The 23,854-nt window shown below is 36.7% G+C and carries 16 protein-coding genes and 1 riboswitch; of the genes, 6 read left to right on the forward strand and 10 right to left on the reverse strand.

What is annotated here, in order from left to right; translation table 11 throughout:
• Positions 1 to 9 precede the first annotated feature (9 nt).
• Complete coding sequence (gene mrdA / locus PRO_RS00210; protein WP_011124196.1) at positions 10 to 1,797, forward strand: penicillin-binding protein 2; 1,788 nt, start codon at positions 10 to 12, stop codon at positions 1,795 to 1,797.
• Between the two features lie 19 nt (positions 1,798 to 1,816).
• Here the strand turns inward: mrdA and PRO_RS00215 are convergent, their stop codons facing one another.
• The 6 genes from PRO_RS00215 to PRO_RS00240 form a co-directional block, all read right to left on the reverse strand.
• On the reverse strand, positions 1,817 to 2,050 hold the full coding sequence (locus tag PRO_RS00215; RefSeq protein ID WP_011124197.1) for a hypothetical protein: 234 nt from the start codon (positions 2,048 to 2,050) through the stop codon (positions 1,817 to 1,819).
• 203 nt (positions 2,051 to 2,253) lie between these two features.
• Positions 2,254 to 2,787, reverse strand: a complete 534-nt coding sequence (locus PRO_RS00220) for an NAD(P)H-dependent oxidoreductase (RefSeq protein ID WP_011124198.1) — start codon at positions 2,785 to 2,787, stop codon at positions 2,254 to 2,256.
• Positions 2,788 to 2,833: 46 nt separating this feature from the next.
• The gene (locus PRO_RS00225) at positions 2,834 to 4,678 is read right to left on the reverse strand and encodes a diflavin flavoprotein (RefSeq protein ID WP_011124199.1); all 1,845 of its coding nucleotides are present in this window, start codon (positions 4,676 to 4,678) and stop codon (positions 2,834 to 2,836) included.
• Positions 4,678 to 6,450, reverse strand: coding sequence for a diflavin flavoprotein (locus PRO_RS00230; protein WP_011124200.1), 1,773 nt, complete (start codon positions 6,448 to 6,450; stop codon positions 4,678 to 4,680). The genes PRO_RS00225 and PRO_RS00230 overlap by 1 nt, the downstream gene beginning before the upstream one ends.
• Positions 6,451 to 6,565: 115 nt before the next feature.
• Positions 6,566 to 7,435, reverse strand: a complete 870-nt coding sequence (locus tag PRO_RS00235) for an SWIM zinc finger family protein (RefSeq protein WP_011124201.1) — start codon at positions 7,433 to 7,435, stop codon at positions 6,566 to 6,568.
• 5 nt (positions 7,436 to 7,440) lie between these two features.
• Complete coding sequence (locus PRO_RS00240) at positions 7,441 to 10,629, reverse strand: DEAD/DEAH box helicase (protein ID WP_011124202.1); 3,189 nt, start codon at positions 10,627 to 10,629, stop codon at positions 7,441 to 7,443.
• 195 nt (positions 10,630 to 10,824) lie between these two features.
• Between PRO_RS00240 and alaS the strand changes: the two genes are divergently transcribed.
• Positions 10,825 to 13,503: an alanine--tRNA ligase gene (gene alaS / locus PRO_RS00245; protein ID WP_011124203.1), complete on the forward strand. Its 2,679-nt coding sequence runs from the start codon at positions 10,825 to 10,827 to the stop codon at positions 13,501 to 13,503.
• 2 nt (positions 13,504 to 13,505) lie between these two features.
• Here alaS and speA read toward each other — a convergent pair whose 3' ends face one another.
• Entirely contained in the window at positions 13,506 to 15,452 is a 1,947-nt protein-coding gene (gene speA, locus PRO_RS00250; protein ID WP_011124204.1) for a biosynthetic arginine decarboxylase, read from the reverse strand.
• Between the two features lie 149 nt (positions 15,453 to 15,601).
• Here speA and ndk point away from each other — a divergent pair, with 149 nt between their 5' ends.
• Positions 15,602 to 16,057: a nucleoside-diphosphate kinase gene (gene ndk / locus PRO_RS00255; RefSeq protein WP_036892097.1), complete on the forward strand. Its 456-nt coding sequence runs from the start codon at positions 15,602 to 15,604 to the stop codon at positions 16,055 to 16,057.
• Between the two features lie 42 nt (positions 16,058 to 16,099).
• Here the strand turns inward: ndk and thiO are convergent, their stop codons facing one another.
• On the reverse strand, positions 16,100 to 17,212 hold the full coding sequence (thiO, locus tag PRO_RS00260; RefSeq protein ID WP_011124206.1) for a glycine oxidase ThiO: 1,113 nt from the start codon (positions 17,210 to 17,212) through the stop codon (positions 16,100 to 16,102).
• Positions 17,213 to 17,318: 106 nt separating this feature from the next.
• Here thiO and gatB point away from each other — a divergent pair, with 106 nt between their 5' ends.
• Entirely contained in the window at positions 17,319 to 18,797 is a 1,479-nt protein-coding gene (gatB, locus tag PRO_RS00265) for an Asp-tRNA(Asn)/Glu-tRNA(Gln) amidotransferase subunit GatB (protein WP_011124207.1), read from the forward strand.
• A 7-nt stretch (positions 18,798 to 18,804) separates the two neighbouring features.
• Here gatB and coaE read toward each other — a convergent pair whose 3' ends face one another.
• Positions 18,805 to 19,383 carry a dephospho-CoA kinase gene (coaE, locus tag PRO_RS00270; RefSeq protein ID WP_225866428.1) on the reverse strand — a complete coding sequence of 193 codons (579 nt, stop codon included), beginning with the start codon at positions 19,381 to 19,383 and terminating at the stop codon, positions 18,805 to 18,807.
• A 57-nt stretch (positions 19,384 to 19,440) separates the two neighbouring features.
• Between coaE and argJ the strand changes: the two genes are divergently transcribed.
• On the forward strand, positions 19,441 to 20,724 hold the full coding sequence (gene argJ, locus PRO_RS00275; RefSeq protein ID WP_413315661.1) for a bifunctional glutamate N-acetyltransferase/amino-acid acetyltransferase ArgJ: 1,284 nt from the start codon (positions 19,441 to 19,443) through the stop codon (positions 20,722 to 20,724).
• 243 nt (positions 20,725 to 20,967) lie between these two features.
• Positions 20,968 to 21,114, forward strand: a riboswitch (cobalamin riboswitch).
• 12 nt (positions 21,115 to 21,126) lie between these two features.
• Positions 21,127 to 21,759: a HupE/UreJ family protein gene (locus PRO_RS00280; protein WP_011124210.1), complete on the forward strand. Its 633-nt coding sequence runs from the start codon at positions 21,127 to 21,129 to the stop codon at positions 21,757 to 21,759.
• A 148-nt stretch (positions 21,760 to 21,907) separates the two neighbouring features.
• Here PRO_RS00280 and PRO_RS00285 read toward each other — a convergent pair whose 3' ends face one another.
• Positions 21,908 to 23,740 carry an ABC transporter ATP-binding protein gene (locus PRO_RS00285; protein WP_011124211.1) on the reverse strand — a complete coding sequence of 611 codons (1,833 nt, stop codon included), beginning with the start codon at positions 23,738 to 23,740 and terminating at the stop codon, positions 21,908 to 21,910.
• Between the last annotated feature and the right edge of the window lie 114 nt (positions 23,741 to 23,854).

A 23,854-nucleotide genomic window follows, 5' to 3' on the forward strand; every position in this document is an offset into this window, starting at 1 on the left:
TTCAATATAATGAATGTAAAGAACGATAAGAAAAGTAATTTTACAAATCAAAGTAACACTCTTGTTCTAATTATTGGGGTAATTTTTTCTTTAATTTCAGGAAGATTATTTTGGTTGCAAATTATTAAAGGCTCATTTTATAGAACGCTTTCAGATCAGAATCGTATTCGCTTAGTATCTAATCCACCTATTAGAGGAACAATAAGTGATGCAAAAGGTAATTTATTAGTAGATAATAAGCTTAGATTTGCTTTAATAGCTCAGCCTCATTTAATTGCAAAAGATAAATGGCCTAAGTTGCTCAAAAGACTTTCCAGGATACTAGAAACAGATAGAAACTCTCTCGACAATTTATACAGAGAAGGCGTTAAATATAATGATTTTAGTATTACTTTGCTTAGTAATATGACTAAGAAACAGGTTTTACGGTTTCAAGAACAGCAATCAACAATTGATGGAGTAAATGTTAGTATTGATTTAATTCGACATTATCCTAATAAGAATTTCGCATCTCATGTTCTTGGCTATACTCAATTGATTACTCGCGATGAATATAAGAAACTTTCTAAACAAGGTTATAAGATTAAAGATGTTATCGGAAGGAGTGGATTAGAAGCAGCTTTTGAAAGTCATCTGCGAGGTGAATGGGGAGGAGAGATGTTAGAGGTTGATGCTTCTGGTCGCATTCAACGAAGTTTAGGTTTTAAACCTCCTAAACAAGGAAATAATTTAAAATTAACATTAGATTTTGAGCTACAGAAAGCTGCAGAAAAAGCTTTGACTGATAAAATTGCAGGAGCAATAGTTGTTTTAGATCCCAATACTGGCGCTATAAAGGCGATGGCTAGTAAGCCAAGCTTTGATCCTAATTTTTTTACTAAACCAATTAGAACACAAAAAGAATTTGAAAAGATTTTCTTATCTTCTAGCAAACCATTATTAAGCCGTGCTCTAAATGCGTATGACCCAGGTAGTACTTGGAAGATTGTTACTGGGATGGCTGGAATGGAAAGCGGAAAGTTTCAGCCAGATGTAATTTTGGAGACAGCTCCTTGTCTTCAATATGGAGGTCATTGCTTTCCTGAACATAATCGAAAAGGCTGGGGATCAATTGGCTATGAAGATGCATTTAGAGTTTCTAGTAATACATTTTTTTATCAAGTAGGGGTAGGAGTTGGAATTAAGGAATTACATAAAGCCGCATTGCAACTTGGCTTTAATACTCGTACTGGTATAGAAATTGCAGACGAGGAAAGCAAAGGTTTTGTTGGTACTGAAGAATGGGCTGCTAAAGGTAGGGGCTGGGGTAGAGCTGGTACAACACCTTGGATTCCTGAGGATATTGCCAGTGCATCAATAGGACAGGCTGTGGTTCAAGTTACACCACTACAATTAGCTAGAGCATATGCTGTTTTTGCAAATGGTGGATATTTAATTACTCCACATTTCGTTGATGGTGATATTGATTGGTTATCTTCAAAATATCGAAAAAAAGTAGATATTAAACCAACTACACTGAAAACAATTAGAGAAGGTCTTAAGAAGGTAGTAGAATCTGGTACTGGTAGAAGTTTGCGGTGGGATTTACCAACTTTGCCACCCTTGGCTGGTAAGACTGGAACAGCAGAAGATAGTAGTGGTGGGAAAGATCATGCATGGTTTGCCTGTTTTGCTCCTTATGAGTTAAGTGAAATTGTCATTGTTGCTTTTGCTCAAAATACCCCTGGCGGTGGTTCAGTACATGCCCTACCAATGGCTCAAAATATTCTCAAAATTTGGTATCAGAGCAAGCTTTAGGTTGTTTGAATATTTGGTCTTAAGCAGCTTTTAACTTTTCTTTTTTTTCATCAAGCTTGGCATCCAGTATTAGTTTTGCTTCAATTAAAGAACAGATTTCTGTTCTAAAAGGAAGTAAGACTAGGGGACTTCTTTCTGGTCTAATTAACCAACTTTTATTTTGTTGTTCTATAAGAAGAAAGCCTCTATAGCGAATTGCGCAATTTGATGCTCGAAAATATGTCATTTGCTTGGCTGTGGTTGGCAAAACCATTCCATTAATTCACACCACATATCTAGTGTACCAATGAAAGAAAAACCTATCCTTATTGTTTCAAAATAGAATCAATAGTTGCTTGTAATTTCGCTAAATGCTTGTCTAGCAGCCATGTTCGATCATCTTATTCATTATGAATTCAATATTTGTAGAAAAGGGCTAATTGCTTTGGCTCACTATATATGGATGAGATGATTACTTTATGCCGGTTTAATTTTCAAAGGTTTCATTTGCAGTAATCTATCTAATATGTCTGTTATTGACGTATCTTGAGCGGGTGCCTTGTTATTGCTAGCTAATTGACGTCCAAGGACCTGAGCTCCTAAATGACTAAATTGTATACGCATGGATATTAATACTTCCATGCAGCCACCACCTGAGACACTAGCCATTGCAATGGGACGTCCGTTAAATAATTTGCGGAAATCTTTTTCTTGAACAGAAAGCCACGCAATTGCGTTGGTTAGTACTGGTGGTATTGAGCCGTTATACTCTGGCGCACAAACGACCCAATGGGAAATAGAAATCATTTCAGAATGAAGGAGTGTGATGGCAGATGGAATCCCTAATTCAGAATGCCTTTTTGGACTGAAGAGAGGTAACTCCAGACTTGTAAGATCTATCAATGTGGAATTGACCCCCATTTGTTCTGCTAAAACAACAAAACGTTTTGCAAGTTTTAAGTTTTCACCATCACTAGCAGTGATGATCAATACTTTGTTCTCTGAATTCATTAGATTGATTTAAAGCATCCTTAGGTAGGTATATCAGATTTTGCCATTAATAATTTGCTCCGGTATGACGATGATGTACAGCTGTAACTCCATTCGGATCTAAAACTTTTCCATGTAGGATTTCTGCATAAATTAGCCAGTGGTCACCACACTCCATTCGTTGTTTTACACAACCTTCTATCCATGCTATGGCCTCAGGAAGTATGGGTTGCTCTCCAGGGCTGCGTAGTAAATTTAAGCCTGATAATCGATCTTCTCCTGGCAAGAAAGGTTGAAGAAATTGTTTTAGGGAATTTTGATAATTATTTTCATTTAAAATATTTAAAGTAAAGAGATCTTGCTTATGTAGCAAAGCTTCTACAGCTCTATCTTTAGCTACGGCAATTGTGATTCCTGGTGGTGAGAAACTCGCTTGGCTAATCCAACTAGCTACCATTGCACTGCTAATGGAATTTTCTTCTTCATGTTTTTGAGCTGCCAAGATAGATAAGGAGCCGACAACTTTCCCAAGTGCTAATAATGCAGGGTCACTTTTTGTAGCATTAATACCTCCACTTAATCGACGTTGTTCTTGACGCTCTTTTTTAATAAGTTTCCTCCCTAACATTGTTCCTGTTTCTTCAAGTGTTTTTATTACTTCAGCATTTGGACTGAACTTGATTTTGATTGGATCAAAGGCAAATTCAAAGCCTCCATTACGTAACTTATTTTCTAGCAAATCTAAAGCTTCACCACTCCACCCGTAACTACCGAATATACCTACAGGCTTGTTTCTATCTCCTTCTGCAAGCAAAGTGCCTAGTGCAGACACAATCGGTGTCGGTGCATGTCCTCCTAGGGTTGGCGAACCAATGAGATATGCATCTGCTTTTTGTATCTCATTTAATAATTCATTGGCTGGTGTAAATTCGCAATTTAGACTTGTTACTTGAACTCCAGTTGAACTAATTCCTTTAGCTAGACTATCTGCAATTGATGCAGTATTTCCATATGCACTGGCAAATAACAGGATGATTTTGATAGAGGCTTTGCTTTGCTGTCCTCCCCATCTTTGATAATCATTTAATAAACTGCGCCAGCTTGTGTCAATTGCTGGTCCATGACCAGGTGCAATTGACGTAATATTAAGCAACTCAATTTTTTCAATAATTCGATTAATTTGACTCACCATTGGAGTCATAAGACAGTCAAAATAATGACGCCTTTCCTCTTCTGTGCTACTTCTATTGCTCTCGGCCCATTCTGCTGTACAAATATGTGTACCAAATAATTTGTCACTCATTAGTAAGCCTGTTTTTTCTTCCAAAGCTATTAGTCCACCAGGCCATCGAGCTGTAGGGGCAGGTATTAATCTCAATTCATAATCGTTGAAGATAGAAATAGATTCTTCTTGTTTTATTAAACGAATTTCTGGTAAAGAAGGAATAATTAACCCTTTCTCTTCATTCAGCTTTTCTTTAGAAGGCTTTTTTTGATACCAGAGTTCTTTAAGTAATTTTCCACCTGGATTAGAACAGATAATTTTTATATTTTTAAATTCTGTGGCGAGTGCTCGTAGAAGGCTAATGCGATTTGGATTGACATGACCAATAATAATATGTAGTTCTTTGGTTTTATTGATAAGCGTTTTTAATGTTGGTAGAAATACTTCTTGAAAGTTGGCTCCAGGTGGATTCACCAAAACAGCAGGAGAAATTATGTGAGATCCATTATTTTTTGAAAAAAGAAATGCATTGGAAGTTGTTCCTTTACCTAAGGAATATTCAATTTCAAACCTTAGTTTTTTGGGGCTAAGGCATCTAATAGAAATAAATCCATCTTCTATTGGTAGCTGAACTACATCTTTGCCATTCGAAGATTGTGTGAATTGATTCTTTGAATTATTGAACATTAGTAAGAAGTGCCAACTTTGCGATGGTGTACGGCTGTTTTTGTCTCTGTATTTGAAATATTGCCATGTTCAACTAATGCATAGATGATCCAGTGATCAGTTGTTTCAAGACGTTGTTTTACAAAACAATCTAAATATGCAAGTGCATCTCCTAAGACTGGACCTCCTTTGGCTACATCCTCCATAACAGTAATTCCTTCAAAACGATTAGCTCCTGGAGGGAATCTTTTTAGAAATTGTCTGAATAAGTGTTGATAGTTATTTTCTTCTAGCACATTTAAAACAAAACGATCACCTACTTGCATCAGCGCCTCAATTGCACGATCTTTTGCTACAGCAACTGTAAGACCAGGAGGATTGAAACTTGCTTGGCTAACCCAACTTGCAACCATGGCACCTCTACGCTTATTACTATCATCACCTTGGCTAGCTGTTACTACATATAGTCCTCCACTAATACGACCCATTGCTTTCATAAGATCTCCATCAAAGCTTTTGATGGTTGCAATATTTTTCTTTCGATTGAGTAATTGTCCCAGATCAGTTCCGGCTTCATCAAATTGTTGAAAAGTATTAGCATCAGGTGATTGCTTGACCCTTAGAGGCGAAAAAGCTTCTTTTTGTCCCAAACTTCTCAATTGATTCGCAACAACATCAATTGGCTCATCATTTTTTCCATAGCCTTCATATACGGCGACCCATTGCTTCGGTTTTAATGCAGCAAGCAATGTTCCTATCGAGCTTTGGAGTTCAGCGTCAGGCTTATTAGGCCAAGTTGGAACAACAACAGCTTTTGCATCTCCAATAAGTGCACTGAGTTCTTGTGCATCAGAAGCTCTGATGTCAACTAGTTGTACTTGTGCATCTGCTTTATTTATTCCTAATGCAATTGCTTGACTTAGTCGATCACAAAACCCATATTGACTGATATAGCATACCGCTGCATAATCTTCTCCTTGACTTCGTTGACCACTCCACTCCTGGTAATTATTTAACCATAGATCTAAATTATGACGCAAAAGAGGTCCATGACCTACGGCAATTGTTTGTATGGTTGGTAAATTTTTAATTCGCTTAAGTGCTTGAAGAACACTGCGCGCATTTGGACCCATTAAACAATCGTAGTAGTAGCGAAAATCGGGAAGAATTGCATCTGGATCAAGATCAAATAATTCATCTGTACAGTAATGAAGGCCAAAAGCGTCACATGTGTAAAGAATACTTGTTGCATGATCAAAAGAAAAAATTGTATCTGGCCAATGAAGATTTGGAGCACTAATGAAGTCAAGTTTGTGATGGATACCATTAGATGGATTAATACCTAAATCAAGTTCTCCCCCGGTTTTTATTGCTGTAGATTTAAAAGGCCGATGAATTTGGTTTTCTAAAAATTGAATGGCAACTTTTGAGCCAACAATTTCAATATCATTATTGAGATCTAGAATGTCGCTTATTAATCCAGAATGATCTGGCTCGGTATGACTGACAATTAAAAAATCAATTGTTTTTGGATCAATGCATTTGGTTAGTGCGTCAACCCAAGTGCTTCTGAATTTGACATGGCTGCTATCAATTAAGGCTGTTTTTTCTCCTTGAATAATAAAACTGTTGTAGGTTGTTCCATTTCGTAAACCAAATTCAATATCAAATCGACTGCGATCCCAGTCTAGTGATCTAATCGCGGTAGTATTGCTTGCAATTGGCTCGCATTGCAATGAAAGTCTAGGGCTAGTAATTTTTTGTTCGATGACTGCTCTTGAGTTAGTACTCATAGATTACATCCATCACTCTCAATATTTTAGGGCGTTTCAGTTCGGATATGAGCCTTGCTCTACAGAAAAAAATTTATAAGAAATTTAGGATCCTTGAAGTTAGTCAAAAAATGATCTAGTGATTGATTGACATTGCTTGAATCATTGCTTTTTGTCTTTGTTGTTGATGGTATGAAACTAAATTATTTAAAAAAGTAATTTGCGAGTCAGGAAAAGCAGGGGCTGTTGCAAGTGGTAATTCTCTGTCCAAATGTTCCCCTGATTTTTCTTCGATTGAGGGAGCTATGACTACTAGATCATCATCTAAGTTGTTTCTGTAACTCCACCATTGATTCAATATTTTTTTACTTCCATTCTCTGCATTGCTCTTTTTAGGTAATTTGTGCAATATATTTTTTCTTTTTCCTTCTTCATTTTTCTTAGTTGTTATTACTCTTTCTTTACTTAAATCTGACAACAATCTATTTTTGTTTCTGCCGCGTAGTTGAAAGAGGATAAAAGGATCTTCTTTAAATTGATCTCCCATCAAAAAATAAATTGCGCTGATATGTTTACATGGGTTGGCTTGATCAGGACAGCTACATTCACTTTTTACTTCTTGTAGATTAAATGGGAACAGACGTTTGCCACTAGTAGCAAATGCTTGTTCTATATCTTTAGGCATGACTCCAGCTAATAATTGTGCTGACCACTTTGCTTTTTTTGCTAACGCTTCTATTACATATTTCCAATCTTCATCGTCAAGAACATCTAACCATAGCTTGACTTTATATGGTTCTATTTCTGTGCCTTGAACTCTTGCATGAACTCTTTGCCCTTCGAAAATGATAGAAGAAACCTTGCCTTCTCTTGCATAGATCCAAGCCCGTTCTAAACGCTTCTTATAACGATAGGAATTAATCAGCTCCATCCATTGTTCTACCCACCATGATTGTTGGCCTAGTCCGTCTCGACCTATTGCTCTTGTTATTTCTGAGTTATTCATATTTTTTAGAATTCTGGATTGCTATCTAAAGCAACTAATTCACTCAATTTTTCAAGACTTAATTGCCCTAACCAGCTTTCTCCTGATCCGACAATATTTTCTGCTAGTTCAGTCTTTTCGAGAATCATTTGATTGATTTTTTCTTCGATTGTGCCGGTGGTTATAAACTTATGGACGATAACACTTTTTTTTTGACCAATTCGGTATGCACGATCTGTTGCTTGATTTTCTACTGCTGGATTCCACCAACGATCAATATGAAAAACATGATTCGCACGAGTTAGATTAAGACCCACTCCTCCTGCTTTTAGTGAAAGTAAAAAGATATTTGGCCCTCTAGGATCATCTTGAAAACGATCTATCATTTCTTGTCGCTTCCCTTTAGGAGTGCCTCCGTGTAGGAAAGGTACTTCTGATTCCCATTTTGTTTGTAAGTACGCTTGCAATAAATGCCCCCATTCAGCAAATTGAGTAAAGAGCAGAGCTCTATCATGAGATTCTTTCACTTCTTGTAGTATTTCTTCCAGTCTTTGTAATTTTGAAGATCTTAATAAGAAATTCTTCTCGACTTGAGTTTCTTTTAAAGCAATTGCTGGATGATTACAAATTTGTTTAAGACGAGTAAGTAGACCCAATGTTTTACCCTGGCGTTGACCAATGGGTAATGAGGCGAGTTCATCTAAGCTTTTCTCTACCGTTTGTTTATATAGAAGCTCTTGCTCTTGGCTTAGTCCAACCCACTCATTTAATTCAATCTTTTGAGGCAAATCAGAAATAATAGATTGATCGGTTTTCAATCTTCTTAAAATAAAAGGACTGACCTGTGTTTTGAGATCTTTTAATGAAGAGATGTCGCCATAATGCTCAATCGGTAACTTGTATCGCTGATTAAAAAAATCTTCTTCACCTAATACTTTTGGATTAAGGAAATCCATTAGTGCCCATAGTTCACTAATACGATTTTCTACTGGCGTTCCTGTTAAAGCAATTCTAAAGGGATTACTTATGAGATTTTTGCTTATTGCTCTAGTTATAATACTTTGCTTTGATTTGGAATTTTTAATAGCTTGAGCTTCATCAATAACTATTCCTTGCCAGTCGATTTCTTGTAGCAGCTCGCCATCTCGATAAAGTAACCCATAACTTGTGATCATAATGTCAACTTTTTTTAGATAATTTTGTAATTTTGGTATTGAAGAATGTCTCTTACTACCATAGTGTTCATGTATACATAGTTCTGGAGTAAAAGTGGCAGCCTCTCTTTTCCAATTTGTCAGCACAGATGTAGGCGCAATTAGGAGTACAGGCTTAGTAAGCTCGTTTTGAACTTTTAGGTGCTGAATAAAACATAATAATTGAATAGTTTTACCAAGCCCCATGTCATCTGCTAAGCATGCTCCTTGCTTAAAACGATAAAGAAATGCAAGCCACCCAAGACCTCTTTCTTGGTAAGGCCTTAATTGCCCATGGAATCCATTAGGTGCTGGTAAAGGTTCAGGCGCTTTCTGATGGTGATATTGCTCTAAGACACTTTGTAATCTTGGTCCAGATTCAAAATGATGTACTGGAAGTTTCATAAAAGTGTTGCCTTTATTAGCACTAAGCCTTAATGCTTTATCGAGGTTTAATTCTGGAGTATTAGCAAAAAATTTTGAAGCATTTTTCAGATCATTAGGACGTAATTCGATCCATGTCCCTTTGTGATTGAGTAGAGGACTATTTTTTTTTGCAAGCATTTCTAGTTCTTTCATGCTTAAATTTATACCTCCGATCATTAACTCCCAATCCCAGTTCAAACTTTCTCCTAGCATTACGCCTAGTGAAGACTCTGGTAATTCGGCTTGAATAGCAAGACCAAGTCGACTTGCAAATCCTTTGGACAAACTATTAGGCAGTATTACACCAATACCCATGTCACGAAGTTTTGCTGCTGCTGTTCTAATAAGTACAAATGCTTCTGATGCAGACAGTTTCATTGTGTGAGGAGTTGGGCTTTCTAGTCCTTTTTCAATTGGAGGGAAAATTTCAAGACTTCTTCCTAGGCCTTCTAAAAGAATTTCACTTGGGTTGTCAATTGTTATTCCGCCAACTTTGGTTACTTCTACGCCTGCTTCCCAAATTTGATCTGCAGCTAGTCTGATACTCGGATCTGATTCTGATTGCAATGAAAAGTTTAAGTCCCATAAATCTAGATCATCAATCGGTGCAATTAGCTCTAGACATGTTTTCGCAGGTTGAACATTACTAGACAACCCTCTTTTCCAATTCTTACTTGCTTTTTCTAATCTTTTAGCGTTTTCATTCGATAGGTTAATTATTCCATCTTTCGTGCCAAGTGCTTCTTGCCACGCTTTTAACAATGGATCCAAGTTTTTAGTTCTTGGTTGAAAATCTTTTCGAAGTTGTGCATCAATAAGTTCTTCGAGAAGATCCATCACTTCTACGCGATTGTGTCTTGGCCTATATAAAGAGAGTGTATTATTGTTTGAATTTGAGACTTGCTCAGTATTGACTATTTGTCCTTTAGCTTCTATCCATGGGACTGCACAAATAGCGACCAAGGGAATATTTTTTGCAAACTCTTCTAAGCGATTTCTTTCATTTTCTTGATTCAGCAGAGGTATCCATGATGCACGATATTCATTTCCTTCTTTCTTGTGTAATTTAACTTGAGGTAGCCATAGTCCACTCGCAATTAGATTAAGAGACCAACGCTCTAAATGAGCCCACCAAAGTAATTCTTCACTAAGATCAGAATCTTTTTTTGATAAAGGTAATTTTGTAAGCCATTCTGTTGCTTCGACAGTAGTGAGTGAAATTCCATCTACTTTCCATGGCCAACATTCATATTGTGTTGCTATTTCTTCATGAGCTTGTAAAGGGAGTCCCTTCCATTCAGATTCAATACCAGTTTTTTGATTCTTAGATTTTTGGTTATTTTTTTTGTGAATGGGTTTACTAGGAAGAGTGAGACATGCAGATGTATTAATACTCTCATTAGGCAATAATTTTTTGCTATTGAGCCATTCTTTTAATTCATCTGAAGATAGGCTAAACGGGTGAGGTGAAGGTGTTTGTATTATTTGTTTTGGAGTTACTACGCGCCATTGGTCTGCCCAAAGGAACAATTCTGATTGACCTAAATTAGATGGATGCCAATTAGTTGAAATCCAAGTGGCGTGCAGCAGAGTCATGGCTGGGATGTATCTATCATCATGAAATTTGCTTTATTTGATATGTTGTGACAAGCAATAAAAATAATGATTTTCAGAAACCTCATAGCTAATAATGACAGTTAATTGGCTAGATTTTATGAGAAGCTAATTACTTCTTTTCTATTGTTGTAGTGCATCAGTTTTGATGCCCTTTTTACAACTTCCAATTTTGCTATGGCAGTTGAACGATTGTCTTCTAACTCTGAGATGAAATCTCTTACAGGGGAAGAGATTAGGGCTGCCTTCCTCAATTTTTATGCAGAACGTGGTCATGAAATTGTGCCAAGTGCTTCTTTAGTTCCTAATGACCCAACAGTATTACTAACCATTGCAGGAATGCTCCCCTTTAAGCCTGTTTTCTTGGGGCATCAAGATAGACCTTCAGCGAGAGTGACTAGTTGCCAGAAATGTATACGAACAAATGACATAGAAAATGTAGGCCGAACTGCAAGGCATCACACTTTTTTTGAGATGCTAGGCAATTTTTCTTTTGGTGATTATTTCAAAAAAGAAGCAATTCAATGGGCTTGGGAACTAAGTATCAATGTTTTTGGTTTAAATCCATCGCACATAGTTATCAGTATCTTTCGCGAAGATGACGAAGCCGAACAGATTTGGCGAGACGTAATAGGAGTGAACCCTCGCCGAATTATACGAATGGATGAAAAGGATAATTTTTGGTCCTCAGGACCAACGGGGCCTTGTGGGCCTTGCTCAGAACTTTATTATGATTTTCATCCAGAACTTGGAGAAGAAGAAATTGATCTTGAAGATGATACACGGTTCATAGAGTTTTATAACTTAGTTTTTATGCAATACAATCGTAATTCTTCTGGTACTTTGACATCATTGGCGAATTGCAATATCGATACAGGTATGGGACTGGAGAGAATGGCGCAGATTTTACAAGGAGTTGCTAATAATTATGAAACGGATTTAATTTATCCACTTCTTGAAAAAATTGCTTCTTTAATCGATGTTCAGTATGAAGACTTAAATGCGACAATCAAAGCATCTTTTAAAGTGATTGGTGATCATACGCGAGCATGTGTGCATTTGATAGGAGATGGAGTTTCAGCAAGTAATTTGGGCCGTGGGTATGTTTTAAGGAGATTACTTCGGCGTGTTGTGAGACATGGTCGCTTAATAGGAATTACAAAACCTTTTTTAGTGCAAATTGCTGAAGTGGCGATTGAGTTAATGCAATCTGCTTACCCTCAACTATTGGAAAGACGTCAATTGATTTTCAAAGAGCTTCAGAGAGAAGAGACTCGTTTCTTAGAAACCCTAGAAAAAGGAGAAAAATTGTTAGCAGAATTACTTTCGAAAGCTCCATCGGTAATAACAGGGGAAGCGGCATTTGAGTTGTATGATACATATGGCTTTCCTGTTGAACTTACTGAAGAAATTGCTGAGGAAAATGATTTGAGAGTTGATATGAAGGGTTTTAAAAAAGCGATGGATGAACAACGTCGACGAGCTAAATCTGCTGCTATGACAATTGATCTCACTCTTCAAGATACTATTGATAAAGTTGTTTCTGAGGTAGGTGAGACTAACTTCTTGGGTTATCAACAATTAGAGCAATTCAGTCAGGTCCAGGCCATAGTGGTTAATGGAGTTTCGTCCCAAGAATGTAATGTAGGGGATAAAATAGATATAGTGCTAAATATGACTCCTTTTTATGGAGAAGGTGGAGGTCAAATAGGTGATAGAGGGATTATCAGTTCTGCATCTTCTGATGATTCTGAGTGCTTGATCGAAATTGATAGTGTACGTCGTGTTAAAGGGGCATTTGTACATTCTGGACTTGTTAAGAATGGAGTGTTGACATTAGGTGATAACGTTCAATGTACAGTTGATAGTTTTAGTCGCAGGTGTGCCCAAGCTAATCATACTGCTACTCATCTTTTACAGGCTGCATTAAAAAAGGCAGTAGACTCAGATATTACTCAAGCGGGATCTTTAGTGGATTTTGATAGACTCCGTTTTGATTTTCACTTTGTGCGACCTGTCTCTGGTGCTGAATTAGAACATATAGAAAAATTAATTAATGGATGGATTTCGGAAGCTCATTCTTTAGTTATTTCTGAAATGTCTATTAATGAGGCTAAACGGGTAGGTGCTATTGCAATGTTTGGTGAGAAGTATGGGGAAGTTGTTCGAGTAGTTGATGTTCCGGGAGTGTCGAAAGAACTTTGTGGTGGTACTCATGTTACTAATACAGCGGAAATAGGTTTGTTTAAAATAGTTAGTGAGACTGGGATAGCCGCAGGTATTCGTAGGATTGAAGCTATTGCAGGACAAGGAGTATTGGATTATCTAAATGATCGTGATGGAGTTGTAAAGATTTTAAGCGAACGTTTCAAGGCACAATCTAATGAGATTGTTGATCGAGTTATTGCTTTGCAGGATGAAGTGAAATCTTTAACTAAATTACTTGTCAAGGCTCAGGACGAAGTTGCATTTACTAAGGCTTTATCATTAAAGAATAAAGTTGTTTCTTTAACCAATAGTCAATACCTTATAGAACGTCTCGATGGTGTTACAGGAGATGCAATACAGTCTGTCGTCAAAACCTTAGTAGATGAATTAGGTGATAATGCTGCTGTAGTTTTAGCAGGAATGCCAGATCTTAATGATCAAAAAAAGGTAATTTTAGTAGCTGCTTTTGGTTCAGAAATTATTGCTCAAGGATTGCATGCAGGACAATTCCTTGGTCCGATTGCTGAAATTTGTGGCGGCGGCGGCGGCGGCCGCCCCAATTTCGCTCAAGCCGGTGGCCGGGATCCTACAAAATTGGATGATGCACTTGATTTAGCTAAAGAAAGAATAATACAATCCTTAGATTGATTTTACTCTTGTAAGTACGTACTTTGTCTAAGGCTTGTTTCGACATGCTCTATCAAACGTTGCGCATCGTTAATCTTTAAACTCCCTTGTTGAATTGCTGATTCGCTTGCCATTCTTATCCTTTCTAATAATTGTTCAGAGTCATGCTCCATGGCTTGCAGAACATCGCTTTTGCTATTTCCTCTAACTACATGATCAAGCTTATATTTTCCATTTTTAGTTAAACGAATGTGTATGGCATTGGTACTTCCAAATAAATTATGAAGATTGCCCATGACCTCTTGATAAGCACCGCCTAAAAACATACCTATCCAATAATTTTCATTAGCTTTTACTGTGTGCAGTTCTAGTAAAAATTTTTCTTGCCCATTATTTATAAAGCGTGCAAGTTTGCCATCAGAGTCACATGTGAGATCTGCAAAATGACCAAGTTGATCTGGTTTTTCTTGAAGACGATGAATTGGGAGGAGCGGGAATAATTGTTGGATTGCCCAAGTATCTGGTGCTGAACGAAAGATTGATATGTTTGCGTAATATGTCTCAGTCAGTCCTTTATTAATTGCAAGAAGTTCTTTGGGAATCTTAAGATCATTTGGTAAATGGGCAGCTATTTGTTTGGCGCATGCCCAGGTCAGTTGCTCAGCAGTGGCACGCTCAGTTAAATCTATAAACCCTAGACGAAATGCATTCAGTGCATCTTCTTTAAACTTTAGTGCGTCATTCCAAGCTTCTTGAAGTTTGGAGACATCAATTTTTTTCTCTTCACAAATCTGATGAAGAATCATCAATGTTTCTCGAAGATTTTTTACACTGAGGCATTCGTTGCTTGTTTCTATTGCAATTTGAGTAGGTACTGATGATGTACCTAAGACGTTAAATATTAATATAGAAAAATGACTTGAGAGAAAGCGCCCACTTTCACTAATTAATTTAGGTACCTTGACTTTCTTTGCTTTGCAACATTCTTGAATTGTAGCCACAACATCATTTGCATAATTTTGTAATGAGTAGTTTGTCGAAGCACTTGTAGCTGTGCGACTACCGTCATAATCAACACCTAATCCTCCTCCTACATCTAGATGGCCCATTGGTGCACCTAGACGATTTAATTCAACATAAATTTGACTTGCTTCTTGTAAAGCATTCTTGAGAATAGCAATATCGTTAATTTGACTGCCCACATGAAAATGGAGCAGAATTAATTCATTTAGGAGTCCAGCAGCAGTTAATTCTTGAACTGCTTTTAATATTTCTGGTATAGAAAGTCCGAATTTAGATTTCTCTCCAACTGAATTTCCCCATCTACCACTACTTTGATTCGAGAGTTTTGCTCTTATTCCAATCAGTGGAGCAGCACCAAGCTTTTGACTTGCTTTGATAATGCGTCCAACCTCATCAGATTGCTCAATAACTACAATTGGTTGCCTACCAAGTTGACGTGCAAGAATTGTTGTTTCTATATACCGGTTGTCTTTGTAGCCATTGCAGATTAGAAAAGCTTTAGGGTCATTGACTAAAGCAAGTGCTATTAGTAGTTCTGCCTTGCTTCCGGCTTCTAACCCAAAGTGCCATTTTCTTCCAATGGTTACTATTTCTTCGACAACATGTCGTTGTTGATTACATTTGATTGGGAAAACACCTTGGTAATCATTGTTGTAGCCGTATTGATTGATAGCATTTTCAAAAGCTTGATGCAGTTTCTTTAACCTGTCTTCTAGAATATCGTCGAATCGTAGTAATAGGGGAGTATTTAGGTTCCGCCCTTTTAATTCTTCTAAAAGATGAGTGAGCTCTAGACTATTTCCCTCTTTACCTTGTGGACTAACGGTGACATTTCCAGAATCGTTGATTGAAAAGTATTCTTCTCCCCAAAGGTCAAGACCATAAAGGGAGCAACTGTCTTTTACAGTCCATTCGTTTTTTTTTGTAGCGGGTTTTGATTTCGTCAAGTTTTGGTAAGAGCAACAAGCATTGAAATTCGGAAGATTTTAGATCTTTAAAAAGAATCTACGAAAAGTTTTATGTAATCCTATGGTTTTCCTTGCCAAGAGGGTACATTCCAGAAGACGATATCTCCATTCTTAATTTATTTGGTTTTATGAGTGTTGAAAGGACTTTTCTTGCTATCAAGCCCGATGGTGTTCAGAGGGGACTTGTGGGTGAAATCTTGGGACGTTTTGAACGCAAGGGATTTAAGTTGGTCGGACTGAAACAATTGATTCCCAGTAAGGAATTGGCCGAAAAGCATTATGGAGTGCATAAAGAACGACCTTTTTTTACTGGTCTCGTTGGTTTCATTACAAGTGGCCCTGTTGTTGCAATGGTTTGGGAAGGTGATGGTGTAATACTAAGTGCAAGGAAATTAATAGGTGCAACAAAACCTTTAGAAGCTGAACCAGGCACTATTAGGGGTGATTTGGGGATAAATATTGGTCGAAATGTAATTCATGGATCTGATGGCCCTGAGACTGCATCTTTTGAGATTGATTTGTGGTTTAATTCTTCTGAATTAAATAATTGGAATCCTTCTGATCAAAAATGGAGAGTTGAGTAAAGCGTGTAAAAGTAAATAAGCTTTAATTGAACTTATTTAAGTTCAATTAGTTTTAAAACGATTCCATTGGAAGGCCATTAACAGATCATGTTCTTTTTTAGTTAATTCTTCGTTGCAAATACTTTTTGTGATCAATTGGGATGTAATAGTTGCCAAAAGAACTCCATTCCTATGGTGACCAGTTGCTATCCATAGTCCTTTTAAAGAAGACTTGCCAAGTATTGGAGCTTCATCTGGTGTGCAAGGACGAAAACCCCACCATCTTTCCATGTGTGGCCATGATCTTGCTATCGGGAGTAATGCATTGACCCCTTCTTGTAATTCAATTTGTCCATTGGGGGTTAAACCTTCAGTAAAACCTGCATCCTTTTCACTTGTTGCCCCAACAACTATTAGTCCATCTTCGCGTGGAACCAAATAAATTCCTGGTCCAAATAAGATACGTTTGAGGGCATATTTGGGTCCTTGGATTGAGAACATTTGGCCTTTTAAAGGATATATAGGGATTTCATTGAGAAGTTGACTACTCCATGCTCCGCTACACAACACGGCTTGTTTGGCTGATATTTTTTTATTTTTCCCTTCAGCTGTTTTGATTAATACTCCTTCGAAGACATTTTTGTCTTTAATTAGCCTGATTACTTCAATACCTTCTTGAAATCTCACTCCCAATTCCACACAAGCTTTTTCAAGGGCACGCATTAATTTTCGCCTATTATCTATTTGCCCATCTTGTTTGAATAAGAGACCAGCTTTCCACTTAGAAGCAATTCCTGGAATTTCTTTTTTTAATTCTTTGTGATTTAGATGTATGCCTAAGGAAGCAGTGGAGTAGTTGTTTCTATCTTCACTATTTACAAAGGGGACTACTATTCCACATTGCCTCAGCCCACAACTCATCCCACTATCAGTTTCTATTGTTTTCACCCAGTTAGAAATTCCATTAAGACTTTCTAGACCAAGTTGTAGAAGCTGACCATTTAGTCCTTCTGCATGTGGAGCTAACATCCCTGCTGCTACGAACCCTGCTGCTTCATTTCTATTGCGGCTTAATACTTCTACAGATCTACCTTTTTTGGCCAATGAATGAGCCAAAGATAGACCAATTAAGCCACCACCAAGTATTAGTAAAGGTTTTGCATTTGATTGAGCCATTGTTTTGGCTGTTCTAAGACTAATTTTGAGCCTTTTAGACCATGATGTCCATCCAATTTGATCTTATTTTCCATAGTATGCATATATAGGAATCTTGAACTAAGCAATGACTGAACAGAAAGTTGATTGGGAACCTGTAATTGGTTTGGAAACTCATGTTCAATTAGGAACAAATAGCAAGATATTTACTTCTGCTTCTACTAGTTTTGGCGATGATCCTAATACCCATATTGACCCTATTGTTTGTGGCTTGCCAGGAACTCTTCCTGTTTTAAATAAAAAAGTTCTTGAATTTGCTGTTAAAGCTTCTATGGCTTTGAATTTAAAAATTGCTAAACATTGTAAGTTTGATAGAAAGCAATATTTTTATCCTGATCTTCCTAAAAATTATCAGATCTCTCAATTTGATGAGCCAATTGCGGAAGAGGGTTGGATAGAAGTAGAAGTTGCTGAAAAAGGCAAAGAAACTTATCTAAAGAAAATAGGGATTGAGAGATTGCATATGGAAGAAGATGCAGGGAAATTAGTTCATGCAGGTAGTGATCGCTTATCAGGTTCTAAATATTCTTTAGTTGATTACAATCGCGCAGGTGTTGCTCTGGCAGAGATTGTTAGTAAGCCAGATTTACGTTCAGGTCGAGAAGCTTCTGAGTATGCATCTGAGATTAGAAGGATTGTTAGGTATTTAGGTGTATCTGATGGGAATATGCAGGAAGGCTCCTTAAGGTGTGACGTAAATATCTCTGTTAGAAGAGGACCTAATGCTCCATTTGGTACAAAAGTTGAAATTAAAAATATGAACTCATTTTCTGCTATTCAGAAGGCATGTGAATATGAAATTAAACGTCAAATAAGTACATATGAAAGTGGAGGCATAGTTCATCAAGAAACACGTCTTTGGGATGAGACAAAACAACTTACAAAAAGCATGCGATCTAAAGAAGGAAGTAGTGATTATCGATACTTTCCAGATCCAGATTTAGGTCCAATTGAAGTTAGTGTTGAATTACAAGAAAAATGGCGATCAGAGTTGCCTGAACTGCCTTCTTCTAAGAGGCATAGATATGCAGAAGAGCTTGGTCTTTCAGTTTATGACGCTCGTGTATTAACAGATGATTATCAAATGGCTAGATATTTTGAAATTGTTGTTTTAGAAGGTGCTGATCCGAAGTTGGCTTCAAATTGGATTACAGGTGATATTGCTGCACATATAAATGCAAATAAAAAGAGCTTTGAGAATCTTTTGCTTACGCCTAAACAATTAGCGGAAATGCTTCTATTAATATCTCAAGGAAAGATCAGTGGAAAAATCGCAAAAGAAATATTACCAGAGCTTCTTGAGAAAGGTGGTTCTCCTAAGGAACTTGTGGAGGAAAGAGGCTTGGGGATGATTAGTGATCCTAAAGTCCTTGGAGCAATAGTGGATCAATTGTTGTCTGATTACCCTAATGAAGTTGAATCTTATCGTGGGGGTAAGAATAAACTCCAAGGGTTTTTTGTAGGTCAATTAATGAAGAAAACTAGTGGGAAAGCAGATCCTAAACTTGGCAATCAAATTCTTACAAAAAAACTTAAAGGTGAATAATATCTTATTATAATAATACTTCAACTTGGGGATAACTAAGATCCAATTTATTAGTATTATCTATAATATGATCTGAAAGTATTTTTTTACTTTCAAGTGGTAACTGCGCTTCAATTCGATATTTTGCTTGCTCTTTATTTAATCCATCTCTTTTCATTAATCGTTCATATTGCTCATCAAGTGAACAGTAGATAAGCCATACCTCACTACATAAATATGTAAAATTAGCCTCAAATAATAAGGGTATAATTAATACTATTGTAGATGATAGTTTATGTTTTTCTAATTCTTCTTCAAATCTTTTTTCAATAATAGGATGTAATAGGTTTTCCAGCCATATTCTTTCATTTTTATCGTGAAATATAATTTCACCTAATGCTGCTCTATTGATTGTTTTACTATTAGTATTTTCTTTATCTACAATAGTTCTTCCATATCGATTGATAATTGTATCTTTTATAGTTTGATTTGCTGTTAATGCTTCCCTTGAAAACATATCTGCATCAAGGATTGGTGTATTTTTTACACTTTCTATGTATTTCCCAATAGAAGTCTTACCACTGGCAATACCGCCTGTGATTCCAATACGACGCTGGGAGCCTTTCCAACGTTTTAGAGCATTAGCCTTTGAAACTCTCAGAAAATAGCGCAGGATAATAAAGAGTTTACTTTCTCAGGCGGGGCCTTGAGCTTTTTTCAATCATCTAAATGGTCTTTGATTGCAGGTGGCATAACCGCGCCATCTGGATTCAAGGCGTCTGGAGTAAGTGCTGGTCTTAAGCCATCAAAGAAATTAGACCTCGCCTTATTAGTGACATCTCCGAATGCTCAATGTAGTGGAACATTTACACAATCATTTGTTCGTGCCAAGTGTATTAATCTTTGCTTAGAACGTTTATCAAAGACTGCAGGAAAAGTTAGAGCAGTATTGGTGAATTCTGGCCATGCCAATGCATGTACTGGAAATAGAGGCATAGATGATAGTTTGATTGCAACTAGAGCTCTTGCAGAAAAACTTGATCTTTTAGAAGAAGAGGTCTTGATTTGTTCTACAGGTGTCATAGGTGAGCCAATTCCTATGCAAAAACTGCTTAAAGGTTTAGATCCTCTGGTGATGAATTTAAGTAAAGAAGGTGGGTCTGATGCTGCAAAAGCAATTTTGACAACTGATCTTATAGAAAAAGAAATTGCTATTGAGGGTTACCTAGGAGATCGATTGATCCGAATTGGAGGAATGGCAAAAGGCTCAGGAATGATCCATCCAAATATGGCAACAATGCTTGGTTTCTTAACATGTGATGCTGGACTGCCCAAAGATGTTTGGGATGCAATGATTGATCGTGTTGTTGATTGTTCTTTTAATGCTATAAGTGTTGATGGTGATACAAGTACTAATGATTCTTTTTTGGCGTTTGCACAGGGAGATATTTTAGATAGTCAGCATTTTAATGAGCTGGAAATTGGGTTGAAATTAGTTTCTACTTATCTTGCCCAGTCAATTGTTAGAGATGGTGAAGGTGCTAATTGCTTGTTTGAAGTTAAGGTAAAAGGCACTTCAAAGATTGCTCACGCACAAATCATTGCTCGACAGATTTGTAGCTCTTGTTTAGTAAAAACTGCTATCCATGGATGCGATCCTAATTGGGGCAGAATTTTATCTGCTGCAGGAAGTACAGGCATCCCATTCTCCTTGGATGAGGTTTCTATTTGGATTGGTTCATTCCAAGTCATGAGTAATGGTCAACCCGTTGAATTTAATCGAAAGTTAGTTATTAGATATATGAAAGAAATAATAAAAGGGAATAATGCAAGTGATGAGAAACTAATTATTAGTTTGGTTGTTGGTAGATCAGAGATTGAAGCTATAGCATGGGGATGCGATTTGTCTTCAGAATATATTCACATTAATGCCGATTACACAACCTAGATAAGATCCATTGCACTGCAAGCGATTAGAGCTAACATTAGTTTAAATAAAACAGTAATTGCTTCCTTGATATCTATTGATATGACTGAATTTTTCTTGTTATGAGTGTATTAATGCCGATTAGACCACTTTGCTGATAACAGTATTCATATCAATTGATTAGAAAGATTTCTTTTTTGGTCACATTTTGATCACTTTTGAAGAAAACAATTTTTCTTCTAGGTTTTCCTTATGAGAAGGAATTAGAATATTGACTAGATAGGTTCTAATGGGAATCAGCCATTGGAGGTAACGGGGAAAAGCGGTGAAAATCCGTTACTGTCCCGCAGCTGTGAAGTATCGATATTCTTCGATATCAGTCAGAATGCCCGCCTTATTGCACAATTCGACGAGGATCGATTTATGGGGTTTATTAACTTGGTGCGTAAGAATTTTTTTACGGTTTTAGTCACAGTATTTTTTTTGCTCAGTTTTATAGCAGATCTAGCGTTGGCTCATCACCCCTTTGGCATGGGCGAGAGCTCTGGACTTTCAGCATTGCAGGCTTTGTTTAGCGGTATAGGACATCCATTACTTGGACCGGATCATTTGCTTTTTATGCTAGGCATAGCCTTTGTGGGACTTAAAAGGACCAAGAAATGGGTTGTTCCTCTATTGGCAGTTGGCTTAGGAGGAAGTGCCTTTGCACAGTTGCAGCCTTTACCTGATTTACTAGTTCCCTGGGCTGAAGCACTTGTCTCTTTATCTTTGGCAGTAGAAGGCTTAATTGTTCTGAATATTTTTAGCAAATATTGGCTCTTGCCAATGTTTGCGTTTCACGGCTACTTGCTTGGCAGCACAATTGTTGGTGCTGAATCGACCCCTCTCGTAGGTTATTTTTCCGGCCTTTTCCTTGCCCAGGGATTCTTACTTTTATTAGTAACAGCAGGATCTCAAAAAGTGATCAAAATGTTTGACGTTAATCGTCGTAATTTGTTTGCTGGGATCTGGATAGGTATAGGGATTGCTTTCTCTTGGGTTGCTCTTATTCCATAGGATTTACATGTAAATAGATGGTATAAATGACTATAATTATTAATGGTAAAGTTTAGATAAAGTATTAGGTGTAAAAGTGTATTGTTTCCCTTTATTTACAGAATATGTAATATTCATATTCTAAAAACAATCATTTGATATATAGCAATTAAATAGTGTTATCTTTTTCTTTTGCGGCATTAATTGTATCTCTAAAACTTTCTGAATATTCAATTAGTTTTTCATAATTTCCAAATGCTTTAATTTGTCCATCTTCAAATTCATATATGCAATCACATCTTTGAACTGTTGATAATCTATGAGCGATAAATATTATTGTGCATCTTCTTGCAACTAAGTCTATAGCATTCATTACATTGGCTTCGGTTTTATTATCTAATGCGCTAGTAGCTTCATCTAGAACTAATAATTTTGATTTCCTATAAAAGGCTCTAGCGAGAACAAGTCTTTGTCTTTGCCCTCCAGAAAGTCGGATACCATTATCTCCTATTTGTGTATATAAACCCATAGGTAATTCAGAAACTAATTCATCTACATGAGCTGCTTTTAATGAGTCCCATACTCTTTCTTCATCTATCTGATCTGAATCTATTCCGTAAGCAATATTCTCTATTATATTGGTGTTGAGAAGATTTATCGACTGTGGTACATAAGAACAACTTGCTTGCCATGCAGGAACTTCTATTTCAGTAATATCTAGACCATCTAACTGTATAGATCCCGAAGAAGGTCTTAGAAGCCCAAGTATTTGATTTGCAGTTGTTGTTTTACCACTACCTGTCTTTCCTACAAAAGCTATTCTTGCTCCAACAGGTATATTTATATTAATGTCATTTAATACTAAATTTTCCGTATTAGGATATCTATAACTTAGATGATTGACCCTAATATATTTTTTAGGTAATAGACCAATCGGTGAGGGGACATTTTTTGATCTTAGAGTTAATCGAGTAGATTGCAGTTCTACTAATTTTAATATTTCTTGAAGATCAGGTACTCCACTTCTCAAATCAGTAAAGCCTCGAAATAGATCTTGTAACGGTGGAGTTAACTTTAGAGAAGCCACAGCAATGGTTGCTACAAAAGGCACTATTTCACTAATATCAGATCCACTATTCTTACTCAGAAGTGGAAACAATCCAATACTGAAAATAAGAGTGATTCCAAATGGCTCAATTAAAGCCCTAGGGAATTCTGGTAGCGTTTCAGCTTTCCATAAGAATGGGAAAGCTTTATCTCTAGATTTAGAATATTTTTTTTCAAAGTATGGCTCTGAACTTGTTAGCAGAACATCAATTATTGTTTTAATTGATTCTGTAATTACATTATTTGTCTCGGTTTCTAGTTTGATTCTTTGTCGAGCAGCAAATCTTATAAATGGTGTAACAATATATGATATAAAGGTATAGCAAAGTAAAAGACTAAAAATTAAATACACAGCTGTTAGTTTTCCAAAAATAAGTATTGCTATTGATATGAATGATACAATGAAGAAACCACTAACTATTTGTAAAATAGGCCGAACAAATTTTTCAGAAACTCTTGATACATTTAGCAGTAATTTTGTAGATAATTCAGAAGTTTTATTTGCTAGAAAAAATTCATATGGTTGTGATAATATTTTCTTTTGGGCTATTTCAGTTAAATCTAGCCAAATTGAATAAGTTAGTCTTTCTTGACATGCCCTTAGGAATAGTCTGAGCAATGAAGATATCCAATTTACAGCTATATAGACAATCACTAGCAAAATGATTTTAGTTTTTGGATCTTCGGTAAATAGTTGGCTAAAAGGAATTGATGGTTTATTTGGGGCTCCTATGAAAAGGGTGAAAATGCGTGATACCAGTGCTACTACAGCGACATCGACTAGCCCAGTTATCGCAGCAATTGGTAAAAGCAAAAGAAGTGATCTTTTCCTTTTCTTTGGTAGTGTCTTTAAAAGACGAACCAGTAACTTAAATGTTTGACTTCTACGTATCATTCCTTGAAATTACCCATCCTTAGCCTTTGAAACCTTTTTAGCAGGCCACTTTTTAGGCTGATCTTTGGTAATGGAAAGAGCCCTTTACTGGAACAATGGATCGTTAACAGTTAA

The organism is Prochlorococcus marinus subsp. marinus str. CCMP1375, assembly GCF_000007925.1.
In the GTDB taxonomy this organism is placed as follows: domain Bacteria; phylum Cyanobacteriota; class Cyanobacteriia; order PCC-6307; family Cyanobiaceae; genus Prochlorococcus_E; species Prochlorococcus_E marinus.